Origin of the sequence: Aureimonas sp. D3, from assembly GCF_001463805.1 — a bacterium.
GTDB classification, from domain to species: Bacteria; Pseudomonadota; Alphaproteobacteria; order Rhizobiales; family Rhizobiaceae; genus Aureimonas; species Aureimonas ureilytica_A.
In genome coordinates this window covers 120624-136490 of the sequence record NZ_BBWM01000032.1, presented here as the reverse complement: position 1 = coordinate 136490, position 15867 = coordinate 120624, and the positions used below count along the sequence as shown (strand labels likewise).

Below are 15867 nucleotides of genomic sequence, written 5' to 3'. Positions count from 1 at the left end.
GCGCAGGATCGCCTCGGCCTCTTCGCGGCGCTGCTCGTCGTCGGATCGTCCTGTCATGGCCGCGAACCTGACCCAAAAGCCGGTCATGAGCAAGACGAGCCGCTCCGGCCTCCTTGCAAAAAACCAAGGTGTTGAATGGCGACGAGGATCGCGACGCTGCGACCCTGCCCGGCGCGACATCCTGCCCCATATGGGCCACCATATTATCAGCCCGCCAAGGGATAGCGCCCATGTCCGCTTCCGTCGCCTGTCTGCCCGCCCGCCCGCGCCTGGCGCGGCTTCGCCTCGCCGTGGTGCTTCTCTTTCTGGCGCCTGTTCTCTCGGCTTGCGGGATCAACAACGTGCCGACGCTGGAAGAGCGCGCCAAGGCGACCTGGGGCGAGGTGCAGAACCAGTATCAGCGCCGCGCCGATCTGATCCCGAATCTGGTGGAGACCGTGAAAGGCTATGCCGCGCAGGAGCGCGACGTGCTGACCTCGGTGACGGAAGCACGCGCCAAGGCGAGCCAGACGACGATCCGCGCCGACCAGCTGACCGACCCCGCCGCCGTGCAGCGCTATCAGGCCGCGCAGGAGGAACTCGGCGGGGCGCTGTCGCGCCTTCTGGTGACGGTGGAGCGCTATCCCGACCTGAAGTCCAACGCCAATTTCATGGCGCTGCAAAGCCAGCTCGAAGGCACCGAGAACCGGATCGCGGTGGCGCGGCGCGATTATATCGAGGCGGTGCAGGCTTATAACACGGAGCTGCGCACCATTCCGGGCCGCTGGGTCGCGGCGATCTTCTACTCGGACGCCAAGCCCATGCAGGTCTTCGAGGCGCGCACAGGGGCCGAGATGCCGCCGCCCGTCTCCTTCACGCGATAAGGCGCGGCGGCAATGCGCGCCTTTGCCTTGCGTGACATACCAGCCGACGCCTTTGGGCGGGGAGCCGGCCGGGGATGGTTTGCGGCGAGCCGAAGCGGTGGGCCGCTTCGAGGCGCACGGGGGCGCGACATCAACCTTGCCAATGCGCCTTCGGCTCAAGCCTGCCCGCGTCCGGTCGGGCCTTTTGCTCTGCGGTTTTGGGCGGCGGCGCTGGTGCTCCTCGCCGCGATCCTTCTCGTCTCGCCGGCCGGAGCCCAGACCTTCCCGCCCCTGACCGGCCGCGTGGTGGACGCCGCCGGCCTGCTCGACCCCGCAACCCGAGCCGCGCTGACGCGCGAGCTGGAAGTGTTCGAGAAACGTTCGAGCGATCAGGTCGTCGTCGCCACCGTACCCGACCTCCAAGGCTACGAGATCGAGGATTACGGCTACCGGCTCGGTCGCGCCTGGGGCATCGGGCAAAAGGGCGAGAACAATGGCGTCATCCTTCTGGTCTCGCGCGGTGACCGGCGCGTGCGCATCGAGGTCGGCTACGGGCTGGAAGGCACGCTGACCGACGCCCTGTCGCGCCTCGTGATCGAGGGGGACATTCTCCCCCGCTTCCGCGCCAACGACTATGCCGGCGGCATCAAGGCCGGGACCGAGGCGATCCTGCAGATTCTTGGCGGCGACGCAGCCGAGGTGAAAGCGCGGGCCGAGCGCAACAGCGGCTGGCAGGAGGGCGATGGCGGCGGCTGGCTGACTCTCGGCGTCATTCTCTTCATCCTTGCGGTGGCCATCGGCCCGCTCGTCCTCGCCTTTCTGGCGCGCTTGTTCGGCGGCGGCGGGCGCGTGGGCCCGGGCGGCGGCACGCCCTTGCCGGTGCGACGGCGACGCCGCGCCCTGCCCGTCGGCCCCGTCTGGGGCGGCGGCATGGGCTCGGGCTGGGGCGGCGGGGGTTCGTCGTCGGGCGGCTTTTCAGGCAGCGGCGGGTCTTTTGGGGGCGGCGGCGCCTCGGGCAGCTGGTAGGAGACGGGGATGGCGCTTCGCTTCACACCGGACGATCACGCGCGCATCGCCAGCGCCATCGCGGCCGCCGAGCGCCAGACGAGCGGCGAAATCTACGCCGTCTTCGCCCGATCGAGCGACGATTACCGCTTCGTCGCGGCGAGCGTCGCGCTGGCTTTGTCGCTCGCGCTCGGCTGGGTCGCGACCGTGATCGCCTCTCTCGCCGGCCTTGCCGTGCCGGCGCTGGCGGTGGAAACGGCGCAGCTCGTCGGCGCGGCGCTTTTGTTCGCGCTTCTGCGCTCCTCGCAGCTCACCATGCTCTTCGTGCCACCGGCCTTGGCGCGGATGCGCGCGGCGCGGCTGGCGCGGGCGCAGTTCCTCGCCCACAATCTGCATCGCACGCCCGAGCGCACCGGCGTCCTGCTCTTCGTTTCGGAGGCGGAACATTATGCGGAAGTCATCGCCGACGAGGGGATCGCGTCCGCCGTGGACCCGTCCGAATGGGAGGCGATCGTCGCTCATCTGACGGAAGCCGCGCGCGAAGATCGGCTGGTGGAAGGCTTCGAACAGGCGGTCGGCCGCTGCGGGGCGCAGCTTGCCGCGCGTTTTCCACCCGACCCCGAGCGGCCCAACGCCCTGCCCGACCGTCTGGTGGAAATTTGAGCGGCCTGCGCAATCTTCGCTCCGGCCCGAACCACAATCGTCCTGTCGCGAACGCATTATAGACCGTTGCTGTTGTAGAAGAGCCCCGTCGCGACGCGGGGGAGCTGCGCCGTCCGATCTTCGACCGGACCCCGGGAGGCGGTGCCGCCGAGGCCCTTGAACGTCGAACGGAGCGGCCCGACGCTCCATGGCCCAGAACGAGGAAACACCATGCAGGAAACGACTGGCGAGAAGCGCGCCATCCTCGAAGCCGTCCTGTCCCGGCTTGGCCCCGGCGGCCCGGCTGCCCGGCTCGCGCCGCTCCTCTTCGCGCGGCCGCCGGCCGAAGACCTCGCCCCCTTCGATCCCGCCTTCCTCGCCCGCATGGCCGAGCGCGCGTCCGAGCTTCTCGCCGGCCACCGCCCTGGCCAATCCACCGTGGTGGTGGAGCGCCTGTCGGAGGGTGCGCGCCTCAGCCAGGGCGTAACGCTGGTCACGCTCGTGCATGACGACATGGCCTTCCTGTTCGACAGCGTGACCGCCTGTATCGCGACCAGCGCGCCGGCCATCCACGCCGTCTCCCATCCCGTCCTCGACGTGACGCGCGATGCCACCGGCGCGATCACGCAATTCCACGCTGCCGGCCGCGACGGCTCGGGCGGCGAGCGCGTCAGCCTGATCCAGGTCGCCATCGAGCCCACCGCCGAGCCCAAGGCCGAAGCCGCGCTCGCGGGCGATCTCGAAGCCATCCTGACCGAGGTCGGCATCGTCAATCGCGACCACCGGGCGATGTATGCCCGCTTGGAAGACGCCGCCCGCGAGATCGAAGCGCGCGCAGCAAGCGAGAGCGACGCGCAGCGCGCGAGCGACGAGCGCGAGGGCGCGGCGCTCCTGCGCTGGCTCTGCGACGACAATTTCATCTTCTTCGGCCTTCGCGACTTCACCTATTACCCCGAAGGCGAAGCGCTGCGCCGCAACGAGGGCACCGAACTCGGCATCCTCACCAACCCGGACGTGCGCGTTCTCCGCCGCGAAGCGCCGGGTTCGGCCACCAGCGCCGAGGTTCGCGCCTTTCTGGAAGACCCCGCCCCGCTCATCGTCGCCAAGGCGAACGCGCGCTCGCGCGTCCATCGCCGCGTCTATATGGACTATATCGGCATCAAGCGGCGCGACGCGGAAGGCCGCCTCGTCGGTGAAACCCGCATCGTCGGTCTCTTCACGTCCGGGGCCTACACGGCCTCCGTGCTCAGCATCCCGCTTCTGCGCCGCAAGGCCGAGGCGGTGATCGAGCGGTTCGCCTTCTCGCCGCGCTCGCACTCGGCCAAGGCGCTGCGGGTCGCGCTCGATTCCTATTCGCGCGACGAGATGTTCCAGATCGACACCGATCTTCTGGAGCGGTTCATCGGCGTCATCACCGAGCTCGGTGAGCGCCCGCGCATTCGCGTTCTGCCGCGCATCGACCGGTTCGACCGCTTCGCCTCGGTTCTCGTCTTCGTCCCGCGCGAGCGCTACGACGCGCGGCTGCGCGACGAAATCGGCCTGCTTCTGGCCGAGCGCTACGACGGCCATGTCTCGGCCTGGTATCCCGCCTTCCCCGAAGGCTCGCTCGCCTCGATCCATTTCATCATCGGCCGTCGCGGCGGGGTGACGCCGCAGCCCGACCCGGCGGACCTCGAAGCCGAGATCGCCAATCTGGCGCGCGACTGGATGCTCGGCTTCGAGCGCTCCAGCGCCGCCGCCGGCCGCTACGACGCGTTGATGGCGCTCGCCCCCGGCCTGCCGGACGGCTACCGCGATCTCGTGCCGCCCGACGAGGCGGTGGGCGACGCGCTGCATATTCTGACTCTTTCGCACGAAGAGCGTCTGGCCGCCGATTTCTACCGGCGCGAAACGGACGGCGCGGATGTCTTGCGCCTGCGCCTCTACAATTACGCCGAGCCTCTCTCGCTCTCGCGCCGGGTGCCGATCCTCGAAAACATGGGCTTCTCGGCGGTGGCCGAGCGTTCCTTCGAGGTGCGCCGGCCGGACGAGACGACCGTCTGGCTGCACGACATGGAGCTGGTGCTGCGCGCGGGCGGCGCGATCACGCTTCCCGATGGCGGCGCGGCGATGGAGGCGACCTTCGCCGCTGTCACCGACGGGCGCATCGAGAATGACGGGTTCAACGCGCTGATCTTCGCCGCCGGCCTCGACTGGCGCATGGCCAATGTCCTGCGCGCCTATGCCCGCTATATCCGGCAGACGGGCTTTGCCTATACGGACGCCTTCATCGCGCAGGTTCTGGAGCGCCAGCCGGCCATCGCGCGCGATCTGGCCGAGCTTTTCACCGCGAGCTTCGACCCGTCGAAGGCCGGCCGCGAGGATGCGCTGCCCGACGATCTGAAGGGCGACGGCGAGGCCGAGCGCGCGGCCAAGCGCGGGGCGCTCGCCATTCTCCAGCGCCTGCGCACGTCCCTCGACGCGCTGGAAACGCTGGACGAAGACCGCGTGGCCCGCCGGCTGCTCTCGGCGGTTCTCGCCACGCTGCGCACCAATTTCTACGCCGTGACCAAGGTTTCGGCCGACCCGAACTCGCGGCCCGCCCAGGTCGATCCCGCGCTTGCCTTCAAGTTCGACCCGCATCTTCTGGAGGGCGTTCCCGCGCCCGTGCCCTATCGCGAGATTTTCGTCTTCGACGCGCGCGTCGAGGGCGTCCACCTGCGCTTCGGCCCGGTGGCGCGCGGCGGCCTGCGCTGGTCCGACCGGTCCCAGGACTACCGCACCGAAGTGCTCGGTCTCGTGAAGGCGCAGCAGGTCAAGAACGCCGTGATCGTGCCGGTCGGCTCCAAGGGCGGCTTCTACCCCAAGCGCCTGCCCGACCCCGCGCAGCGCGATGTCTGGTTCGAGGCCGGCCGCTCGGCCTATATCGTCTTCATCGCCTCGCTCCTGTCGGTCACCGACAATATCGATGCGGCCGGTGAAACGGTGACGCCGGACGGCGTCGTGCGCCTCGACGATCTCGATCCCTATTTCGTCGTCGCGGCCGACAAGGGCACGGCGACCTTCTCCGATACGGCCAATGCGGTGGCCGAAGCGCGCGGTTTCTGGCTGGGCGATGCCTTCGCCTCCGGCGGCTCGGCGGGCTACGACCACAAGGCCATGGGCATCACCGCACGCGGCGCCTGGGAGGCCGTGAAGCGGCATTTCCGCGAGATGGGTTCCGGTGACAAGGCCTGGGACATCCAGTCCGAACCCTTCACGACGGTCGGCTGCGGCGACATGTCGGGCGACGTGTTCGGCAATGGCATGCTGCTATCGGAAAAGACGCGCCTCGTCGCGGCCTTCGACCATCGCGACATCTTCATCGACCCGCAGCCGGACACGGCGGCCTCCTATGCCGAGCGTCGGCGTCTGTTCGATCTGCCGCGCTCCTCTTGGAACGACTACGACCGCTCGAAAATCTCGGCGGGCGGCGGCGTCTTCTCGCGCCGCGAGAAGCGCATCACGCTCTCAGTCGAAGCGGCAGAGGCCATCGGTTGGGATAAGCGCTCCGGCACCCCGCAGGAGGTGATCTCGGCCATCCTGCGCGCGCCGGTGGATCTTCTCTGGTTCGGTGGCATCGGCACCTATGTGCGCGCCCGCACGGAAACCAATCAGGATGTCGGCGACCGCGCCAATGACGCGGTGCGCATCACCGGCCGCGACATCCGCGCCAAGGTCGTGGGCGAAGGCGCGAACCTCGCCCTCACCCAGCAGGCGCGCATCGAGGCGGCGCGCTCGGGCGTGCGCCTCAACACGGACGCGATCGACAATTCGGCGGGCGTCAACACGTCGGACGTCGAGGTCAATATCAAGATCGCGCTGCGCGCCGCCATGGCGGCCGAGCGTTTGTCGCGGCCCGACCGCGACACGCTTCTCGCCTCCATGACGGACGATGTGGCGCGCCTCGTGCTCAGCAACAATTACGAGCAGACGCTGGCGCTCTCGCTGGAGCAGCGCGCCGGCACCTCGCGCCTCGCCCTCCAGACACGCCTCATGAACGTTCTGGAGGAAACCGGCGCGCTCGACCGCACGGTGGAAAACCTGCCGAGCGATGCGGCCATCGCCGATCTGCGCGCCAAGGGCCAGAGCCTGACGCGGCCCGAGCTCGCCGTCCTGCTCGCCTATGCCAAGATCGATCTGTTCAACGGCATCGTCTCCGGCCCGCTGCCGGACGATTCCTATCTGCATGAGCGACTCGTCTCATACTTCCCGCCGGCCATGCGCGAGAGCTTCGCGGCCGAGATCGACGGGCACCGCCTGCGCCGGGAGATCGTGGCAACGCGCCTGGCCAACGATCTCGTCAACCGCCTCGGCCCGAGCTTCGCCGTGGTGCTGCGGGACGCGACGGGGCGCAATGCCAGCGCGGTCTGCCAGGGCTTCGTTCTGGCGGCCGACGGCTTCGAGGTGCACGATCTCCTGAAGCGGATCGACGCGCTCGACAACGCCCTGCCCGGCGAGGTTCAGAACGAGCTTTACGCCTCGGTCTCGACCTTCCTTCAGCGCGTGACGGTCGGACTCGTGCGGGCCGGCACGAGCGATCTCGGCCCCGCCGTCGCGGCGCTGCACGAGCGCGTGCGTCTTCTCAAGCCGCAACTGGCCTCTATCGCCAGCGAGCGAGCGCGTCAGGCCTTCGAGGCGGCCGAAGCCGGCCTCGTCGAGCGTGGCATCCCGCAGGATCTGGCTACCGACCTCGCCCTCCTGCCGCTTCTGGCGCTGGTGCCCGATATGGACGCCGTTTCACGTGAAACATCGCAGCCGATCGAAGCCGTCGTGCGCGCTCTGTTCGAACTGTCCCATGCCCTGCGCATCGGCCAACTCGAAAATGCGCTCGGGACGCTCCGGCCGACCGACTACTACGAGACCTTGGCGCTGGAGCGCGCCGCCAGCCAGATCGCTCGCGAGCGCCGCCGCCTGACGGTGCTGGCGCTGCGGAACGGAGGCGGCGAAGACCCGGTCGGCGCCTGGCTCGCCAGCCAGGGCGACGCGCTGCGTGACGCCAGCGAACAGATGGCGCGCCTCGCCGGCACCGGCGAAACCTCAGTCTCGCGCCTGACGCTGGCCGCCGGCCTCTTGCAGGACCTCGGCCACTGAGACGATCACAGGGCTAGGCCGTTCCTTCGGGAACGGCCCGGCCTTTCTTCTGATGGAAACCGAGTTCGGTCGACCACCGGAATGATGGTCCGCCCCACCTTGATCAACACTCCTTCCAAAGCGTCTCAGCCAGGAACAACGCCCCCTTCCCTGCGGATCAGGCTCTCGTCATTCCCAAGGGGAAGCGCGGCCCGTGCGAAATCGCGGGAAACATCCGCTGCGAAGACTTGGCTTTCGAGTGCCCTCCTGATGCCGAATTGATACGGCCACATCGCTCTATTCGATTTCCAGCCCTCGCCATCTTCCCTCTATGGATGCAAACCCATAAGGATTATGCATCCATAGATTGCGGGATGCCTGATGGGAACGACGATCATCTCCGTTCAGTATCTGCGTGGGATCGCCGCGCTGATGGTCGTCTACTTCCACACCAAGGTCTATCTCGCGGGATATGCTTGGGGCGTTCCGAGAAATTTCGGCTATTCCGGCGTCGATCTGTTCTTCTGCATCAGTGGTTTCATCATGATGCACACCACGCTCGGCCGCCCGGTCCGACCCGCGTCTTTCCTGCGAAACCGGCTCTTGCGAGTCTATCCGCTTTACTGGCTGCTGACCCTCTCCAGCCTCGCGCTCTACGTGATCGCACCGTCCGCCTTTATCGATGGCTCGGCCAGTCTGGGCCACGCGATCCTGTCGCTCCTGCTGATCGCGCATTTCGATGCGCCAGTGCTGAGGATCGGCTGGACGCTGGTCTATGAGATCTTCTTCTACGCGCTTTTCGCGCTGACGCTTTGGGCGACGCCCCATCGCAGACTACCTTGGCTCTGCGCCCTCATCATCGGCCTCGTGGCGCTCGGTGCCCTCTGCGCGCCGGAAAGCCCGGTGTTGCAGACCTATACGCATCCTTTCCTCCTGGAGTTTCTGGCGGGCGCAGCTATCGGCGCCGCCTTCCGCTCCGAGCGTTTCACGCGGCTGCCGAGCGGGTTGGCGATCCTCTGCCTTCTGGCAGGCGTCGGCCTCATCGCCCTCGGGATGGAACGGCGGGGCGGCGACGGGTTCTCGCGCGTGCTGTGGTTCGGATCGGGCGCGGCGTTGATCCTGTTGGCCGGTCTCGTCTTCGAGCGCAGAGGGCGCCTCTTCGCCAGCCGGTGGCTGCACGACATTGGGGACGCCTCCTATTCGCTTTATCTCACCCATCCCTTCGTGCTGACCGGCTTTCGCCAGATCGGACGCCGCCTCGGCGTCGCGGATGGAACCGCCTTGGTGCAAGGCCTCTGGGTCATGGCTGCGATCTCCACCGCGATCGTGACGGGATGGCTGACCTATCGCCTTGTGGAGCAACCGCTTCAGCGCGCCTTGCGCGAGCGTGGCTGGAACGGGCGTAAGACGGTGGACCATCTGCCGGCGAACGCCGCAGCCCAAACCTGAATGCCTGATTGGGACCGGGAGCAGGTTTTTCCCCGTCCTATCCCATCCACCAGACAGAACGTGGGGACGGCTGGCCTAGCGCCATGACCAAGGCCGATGGCGCGCAGCGGGTCGAAGCGGTTGAGCCCATAGAGAGATGAGCAAAGCCATCCGACACGAGGCGGGTCTTTGGTCCGCATGAGACGTCAAAGCCCCCCGGGGCTTGCCGAATGGACGATACCATCCGGCGGGAGATGCCATGCGGGGCGATCGCGATGCCTTATTCCGTCAGCCGATCGTCCTGACGGATCGGGCCGGCAGCGCCCCGGCCGCCGGCCCGACAGGGGTCATTTCTTGGTGTCTTTCTGGGGCGTGGCGAACTTGCCGGGAACGCCGGTCGCCACGGGATCGACCTTTTTGGTCTTGTCCGCCTTCGGCTTGCGGGTTTCCTTGTTGCTGCGCATCTGACCCTTAGCCATCTCGTCCTCCACAAGACCGCCGCGCCCGGACGTCCAGGCGTCGAACCGACGATCGGTCGAGCTTTGTGGGCCGAATTTTCAGGCTCCACAAGCCGTTTCGTCGCGCTATGGGAATGACAATTTGGAAAGGCCGCAAGGCTCGGCTAAACCGGTCGCGCTGCGTCCTCACGAGAGCCTGCCATGACCGAGCCCCCGTCCGCGATCCCGGCACAGACCTCAGACGGTGCACAGCCTCCCGCCTCGCCCTTGAAGCGCCTCTCCGTCTGGAGCTGGATCGGCTTCGATTTCGCCGCGCAGCCCTTCTTCACCGTGGTTCTCACTTTCGTTTTCGGCCCCTATTTCGTGGCGCATTTGGCGAGCGATCCGGCGGAGGGCCAATCGACCTGGGCGCTGGCCGCGAGCCTCACGGGGCTGTGCATCGCCATTGCCTCGCCCGTCGTCGGCCAATGGGCCGACCGGCGCGGGCCGGTCAAACCCATGCTCCTCCTCCTCGGCCTGGTTCAGGTTCTCGCCTGCCTCGCGCTCTGGCGGGCCGCACCCGGCTCGGCGCTGTGGCCGGTCGCGGTCGCGGTGGTGCTGGCAGGCGTCGCGGCCGAACTCTCCGTGGTACTCAACGACACGCTTCTGCCAAGCCTCGTGCCCCGCGCCTCGCTCGGGCTCGTGTCCAACATCGCCTGGGGCACCGGCTATGTCGGCGGCATTCTGGCGCTTCTGGTCACGCTGGGCGGTCTGGCGGGCGATCCCGAAAGCGGCCTGACGCTGCTCGGCCTGACGCCCTGGTTCGGACTCGATCCTGCCCAGTTCGAGGGCGCGCGCGCGGCCGGGCCGCTCGCCGCGCTCTGGTATGTCGCCTTCGTCTGGCCGATGTTTCTGTTCGTGCCCGACCGCCCGCGCCGGGCAGCCGTGGCAGCAACGAAGGACGGGAGCGCGGTGCGCGCCTTCTGGCGAACCTTGCTCAATGACCTGCGCGATCATCCGCGTCTCGCCCGCTTCATCGCCGCGCGGATGCTCTATCAGGATGGGATCAACGCGCTGCTGGTGCTCGGCGGGGCCTTCGCGGCGGCGACCTTCGGCTGGACGGTGACGGAGAGCGGCGTGTTCGGCCTGCTTTTGGCGGTGGCGGCGAGCTTCGGATGCCTGGGCGCGGCCTTTCTGGACAAGCGTTTCGGCCCCCGCCCCGTGCTTCTGACGGGCCTTTCGATGCTGACGCTGGCGACGGTCGCCATCGTCTCGACCGGGCCAGACTCGACTCTGTTCGGCGCGCTGGCCTTCGCGCCCGAAGCGGGGGCCAGCGGTCTTTTCGCAGCGCCCGCCGAAAAGGCGTTTCTTCTCTACGGGCTTCTGATCGGCATCGCCTTCGGCCCGGTTCAGGCCTCGTCGCGCTCGGCGCTCGCCATGGCCGTGCCGGCAGAGGACGCGGCGCGCTGGTTCGGCCTCTATGCGCTGGCCGGCCGGGCCACGGGCTTTCTCGCGCCCTTGCTGGTCGCGGTGCTGACAGCGCTCGCCAGCCTCGCGACAGGCCCGACCACCGCCACGCGCATCGGCATGGCCGTGATCGCGCTGTTCTTCGTCGTGGGTCTCGCGCTTCTGCCCCGGCAGATCGTGAAAGGGCGCGCTGCCCCCTGACGCAGACATGAGGGCGGACGAGGCGCTGCCGCCTCGCCCGGCTTCGTTTTTAGTGTCGGAAGTGGCGCATCCCCGTGAAGACCATGGCGATGCCATGCTCGTCGGCGGCGTCGATCACGTCCTGGTCGCGCATGGAGCCGCCCGGCTGGATCACCGCCGTCGCGCCCGCCGCGACGGCCGAGAGAAGCCCGTCCGCGAAGGGGAAGAAGGCGTCGGAGGCAACCGCCGAGCCGCGCGTCAGCACCTCGCCGCCGGCCGCCTGCGCGGCGTCTTCGGCCTTGCGCGCGGCGATGCGGGCGGAATCGACGCGGCTCATCTGGCCCGCGCCGATGCCGACCGTCGCCAGATCCTTGGCATAGACGATGGCGTTCGACTTCACATGCTTGGCGACGCGGAAGGCGAACTGGAGATCGGCCATTTCCTGCGCGCTGGGGCTGCGCTTGGTGACGACCTTGAGATCGAGCGCATCCACCGTGCCGGAATCCCGGTTCTGGACAAGGAGGCCGCCCGCGACGGACTTGACGAGCAGGCCCGGCGCGCGCGGGTCGGGCAGGCCGCCGGTGAGAAGGAGGCGCAGGTTCTTCTTGGCGGCCACGAGCGCGATCGCCTCCTCGTCCGCTTCCGGCGCGATGATGACCTCGGTGAAGACCTTGACAATCTCGGCCGCCGCCTGCGCATCCAGCTTGCGGTTCAGCGCCACGATGCCGCCGAAGGCCGACACGGGGTCGCAGGCGAGCGCGCGGGTGTAGGCCTCGATCAGGCTGCCGCCCTCGGCGACGCCGCACGGATTGGCGTGCTTGATGATGGCGACGGCGGCCGTGCGCGCCGGGTCGAACTCGGCCACCAGCTCAAAGGCGGCGTCCGTGTCGTTGATATTGTTGTAGGAGAGTTCCTTGCCCTGCACCTGCCGGGCGGTGGCGACGCCCGCGCGGTTGGAGCCGTCGAGATAGAAGGCCGCGCTCTGGTGCGGATTCTCGCCATAGCGTAGCGAGGAGGCGAGCGTGCCGGCAAAGGCCCGGCGCGCCGGCGCGACATCCTGCATGACGCCCGCGAACCAGGAGGAAACGGCCGCGTCATAGGCCGCCGTCATGCCATAGGCCTTGCCCGCGAGACGGCGGCGAAACTCCAGATCGACCTCGCCCTTGCTCTCGTCCATGGCGGCGAGGAAGCCGTCATAGTCGGAGGGGTCGGTCAGAACGCTGACATAGGCGTGGTTCTTGGCGCCGGCGCGGATCATGGCCGGGCCGCCGATGTCGATATTCTCGATGATCGCGGCCTTGTCGGCGCCCGAGGCGACGGTCTGCGCGAAGGGGTAGAGGTTGACCACGAGAAGGTCGATGCCCGAAATGCCGTGCTCGTCCATGGCCGCCTGATGGGCGGGGTCGGCGCGCATGCCCAGAAGCCCGCCATGGACGCTGGGGTGCAGCGTCTTCACGCGCCCGTCCATGATCTCGGGAAAGCCGGTGATGTCGGAGACGTCCCGCACGGGCAGGCCGGCCGCCTCGATCGCCGCGCGGGTGCCGCCGGTGGAGATCAGCTCGACGCCGCGCGAGGCGAGACCGCGCGCCAGATCTACGAGCCCGGTCTTGTCGAAGACCGAAAGCAGCGCGCGGCGCACGGGATGGCGATCGGGGGCGGGATAGAGATTGGCGGCGACGGCCATGGGCGGCACTCCGGCAGCAGGGGCGGCGGATGGCGGGGCGCGGGAGAAGCCCCGGAACGATCGCCTCCCCATAGAGCGCAAACGCCTGGGGAACAACGCCTCGGCGCGAATTCCGTCCTCTCCCCGCGCGGCCGTCGTTCGATATCCCGTTGCGAGCCGATGAAGGGGTATCGAGACGGCGGGGTGGGGGCGCGGTCGTTCGGCCGGCGAACGTTGGCGGTGCCGCGCGACCGCCCCGCCCCGCATGGCCGGCGAAGCTGCGCTTTATTCTGTCCCGGATCGAGCTTGCTTTGTCGCCTTGCGTCAGGAGAGCCAGTTCGCCCGCAACGGTCTGATAATGGGTGTTTCGCTTCCGCAAAGCGCCCGACGCCGATGATGTCACATCCGTTTCGGCTAAGCCGGGCCAAGATGCGCGTGCGCGCGAAAACCCGCCGGCCCGCCGGGTTGTTCGATAGAGGCGGCGTGGACCCTCCGGACGCACCGCAAGCGTCAATCGGGTCGAGCATCGAATGGCGGGTTCGAGCGGGCGTCCCCGCTCTTGCGGCAAGCGAGGCTGCGGGAAACGAGCGTGAGCCGACAAGTCCCACGGCACGAGCCACCCGTGGGATCGCTGTCGCTTGCGGGCGGGGTTCGAAGCATCCTCACGCGGGTCGGCGGAGGCTTCCGTGAGAATGCGCGGCAGCGGATGCGGCCGATGCCGGATTGCTTCAAATGCGGGGTCTCAAGGACACCACATCGCCAAGGAGGCCCGGCGGGCGTTGAAACAGCCGCCTGTCCGCCGTGGCCAGGCAAAAGTCCGTCGCGGCTGATCCTGCCAGAGCGATCGAGGTCGCGCGTGGCTAAAGGTCTGCCAAGCCCCCTCTCCGCCATCGGGCCGCAGCGCGGCGGTCTGACCGGCGTCAGGCGCTCATGCGCTCGAAGCCGGCCTCCGTGTCCAGGTCCAGGGCGAAGCCCGCGTCGCTGCGCTCCGGTGAGACCGGCGGCGCGGCATTCGCGCGAAGGCGCGTCGAGGCCCGCGTGGGTGAGGCTGGAGCGTGCTCCGCGCGCGCGGTCTGGATGCGAGTCTTCAACTCGCGCACGCTTTCCTGGCGGGACGGGGCGACCACGGCGGGGCGTTCGGCCCCTGCTCGAAGTCGGAAGAAGCTCGTGTTTTGCGTCAGCCGCTGCGCTTCGCCCGAAAGCTGGTGCGCGGTGGCGGCCATTTCGTTGGCGGCGCTCGCATTGCCCTGCGTGACCTGGTCGAGCTGCTGAATGGCCTGATTGATCTGCTCCACGCCGATCGTCTGCTCGCGGCAGGCTGCGGAAATCTCGGACACGAGATCGGCCGTCTTCTGGATGTCGGGCACCAAAGCGTTCAACATCCGCCCTGCTTCTTCCGAGGTCAGCAGCGTCTGGGCCGAGAGCTGGCCGATCTCCTGCGCCGCCGTTTGGCTGCGCTCGGCGAGCTTGCGCACTTCCGAGGCCACGACCGCGAAGCCCTTGCCGTGCTGGCCGGCACGCGCCGCCTCGATGGCGGCGTTCAGCGCCAGAAGGTCGGTCTGGCGCGCGATCTCCTGCACCAGCGCGATCTTTTCGGCGATCTCACGCATGGCCTCCAACGAGGCGCCGACGGCCTGACCGGCCTTCTGGCCGCTTTCAGCGACCTGCGTGGCGATCCGCTCGGTGGTCGCGGCATTGTCGCCGTTCTGGCGCACATTGGCGCTCATCTGCTCGATCGCGGCCGACGCCTGCTCCGATGCGGCGGCCTGCTGCGTGGCGCCCGAAGACATCTGGTCCGCCGTCGCGGCCGACTGCAGGGCGCCGCCTGCCACCTGCTGGGAGGAGGACAGGACCTGCGACATGATCTCGGACAGCTTGGCGCTCATCTGGTTCATGGCGCGCAGGAGATCGCCGATCTCGTCATTGCCCTTGACCGCGATGGTCTGCGTGAGATCGCCCGAGGCGATATCGTTGGTCAATTGGACGGCACGGCCCAGCCGACGCGAGATGGAAAGCGACATCCAGACCGCCGTTCCGAGGCCCAGCAGGAGGCAGGCCGCGATGGTGGCGATCATGACGGCGCGCGTGGAAACGTAGGTCTGATCGGTGTCGGCGGCGAGCTTGTCGGCAAACGCCGTCTCATGGGCCAGAAGCTCGCGGGCATTTGTCGTCAGTTGCAGAAGCGCGGGGCGCATCTTGCTCAGCATCAGGCCAACACCTGCCTGAGATCGATCGCCGAGGCCCGCCACGAAAGCCTGGTCCAAGGATTCCCGCAAGGAGTTCCAGTCCGCGACCGCCGCCTTGGCCGGCTCGATCATCGAAGCGGGGTCGCTTGCGGCCGCAAGGACCGTGAAGTTTCGACCGGCGCTTTCCATCAGCGTGGCATAGTCCGTCCTCAAGGACGCTTCGGCCTGCGGGTCGGGACGCTTGCCCGCCCGCTCCACATAGACCACCAGGGTCGGCAGAGCCGATCGTAACTCCGATACCGCGTTGCGAAGCGGACCGGTCGCATTGGCGGCCGCCAGCGTTTCTTGCAGGGAATGCAATTCGCCGGTCAGCCGTTTGAAAAGGGGAGCGATCTGGGTTTGGTTGATCTCCTCAGCCTGAACGATCGTGTTCTGTTCCAGAAGAGCGTCGATTTCCTGAAACAAGGGCGTGATGGCTTGCCAGCTTTCGATCAGCGCCGTCGCCTTGGCGATCGCCTCCAGATGGCTGGGCGTGATGCCATCGCGGTAAGCCTGCAATTCCTTCAATGTGGCGTCGATCTTGCCCGTGATCGCACCGCGCAGCTGGCTTCGCGCGTCCTCGGTATCGACCAGAGCCAAAGCCGCCATGGAACGGCCGACCGCCTCGGTCTCGGCCACGACATTGGCCAGCCGGCGAGATTGGGCGAACGGATGGTCCACGAAGCTTTTCATCGTTTGGTTGGCGGAGCCAAGCGCCGCGACGCCCTCGTAGCCCGCGCCCCCCATCAGCAAGAGCACCACGCCGAAACTCACGCCAAGCTTCAACTTGATCGATGTACGCATCGCCAGACCTACCTTACCGAAGAAAAAGATCATGAGATACGGCGTTGAATTATCCGTGAATCGGACTCATCTTTTCGTGCCGT

The 15867-nt window shown here is 67.9% G+C and carries 9 protein-coding genes; 6 read left to right on the top strand and 3 right to left on the bottom strand.

Going from position 1 to position 15867, the window contains the following annotated elements; all coding sequences use genetic code 11:
* The first annotated feature begins 230 nt into the window (after nucleotides 1-230).
* The 5 genes from AUL36_RS09010 to AUL36_RS08990 all read left to right on the top strand — a co-directional run bounded on the left by AUL36_RS09010 (nucleotide 231) and on the right by AUL36_RS08990 (nucleotide 9029).
* The gene (locus tag AUL36_RS09010; protein ID WP_062219887.1) at nucleotides 231-863 is read left to right on the top strand and encodes a LemA family protein; all 633 of its coding nucleotides are present in this window, start codon (nucleotides 231-233) and stop codon (nucleotides 861-863) included.
* A gap of 213 nt (nucleotides 864-1076) precedes the next feature.
* A complete protein-coding gene (locus tag AUL36_RS09005) occupies nucleotides 1077-1868 on the top strand; it encodes a TPM domain-containing protein (RefSeq protein WP_244497082.1) in 792 nt (263 codons plus the stop codon).
* 9 nt (nucleotides 1869-1877) lie between these two features.
* Nucleotides 1878-2510 (top strand): TPM domain-containing protein, encoded by a 633-nt coding sequence (locus AUL36_RS09000; protein WP_062219885.1) that lies wholly within the window; start codon nucleotides 1878-1880, stop codon nucleotides 2508-2510.
* A 210-nt stretch (nucleotides 2511-2720) separates the two neighbouring features.
* Nucleotides 2721-7601 carry an NAD-glutamate dehydrogenase gene (locus tag AUL36_RS08995; protein WP_062219883.1) on the top strand — a complete coding sequence of 1627 codons (4881 nt, stop codon included), beginning with the start codon at nucleotides 2721-2723 and terminating at the stop codon, nucleotides 7599-7601.
* Between the two features lie 360 nt (nucleotides 7602-7961).
* Nucleotides 7962-9029 (top strand): acyltransferase family protein, encoded by a 1068-nt coding sequence (locus AUL36_RS08990; RefSeq protein WP_062219881.1) that lies wholly within the window; start codon nucleotides 7962-7964, stop codon nucleotides 9027-9029.
* A gap of 326 nt (nucleotides 9030-9355) precedes the next feature.
* Here AUL36_RS08990 and AUL36_RS24840 read toward each other — a convergent pair whose 3' ends face one another.
* Nucleotides 9356-9487: a hypothetical protein gene (locus tag AUL36_RS24840; protein WP_275477513.1), complete on the bottom strand. Its 132-nt coding sequence runs from the start codon at nucleotides 9485-9487 to the stop codon at nucleotides 9356-9358.
* A gap of 180 nt (nucleotides 9488-9667) precedes the next feature.
* On the opposite strand from AUL36_RS24840, the gene AUL36_RS08985 reads away from it, so the two are divergent.
* On the top strand, nucleotides 9668-11113 hold the full coding sequence (locus AUL36_RS08985; RefSeq protein ID WP_062219879.1) for an MFS transporter: 1446 nt from the start codon (nucleotides 9668-9670) through the stop codon (nucleotides 11111-11113).
* 49 nt (nucleotides 11114-11162) lie between these two features.
* On the opposite strand, the gene purH is transcribed toward AUL36_RS08985, so the two are convergent.
* Both purH and AUL36_RS08975 read right to left on the bottom strand, forming a co-directional pair.
* Nucleotides 11163-12776 (bottom strand): bifunctional phosphoribosylaminoimidazolecarboxamide formyltransferase/IMP cyclohydrolase, encoded by a 1614-nt coding sequence (purH, locus tag AUL36_RS08980; RefSeq protein ID WP_058602166.1) that lies wholly within the window; start codon nucleotides 12774-12776, stop codon nucleotides 11163-11165.
* Nucleotides 12777-13675: 899 nt separating this feature from the next.
* Entirely contained in the window at nucleotides 13676-15784 is a 2109-nt protein-coding gene (locus AUL36_RS08975; RefSeq protein ID WP_082655730.1) for a methyl-accepting chemotaxis protein, read from the bottom strand.
* Nucleotides 15785-15867: the final 83 nt, after the last annotated feature.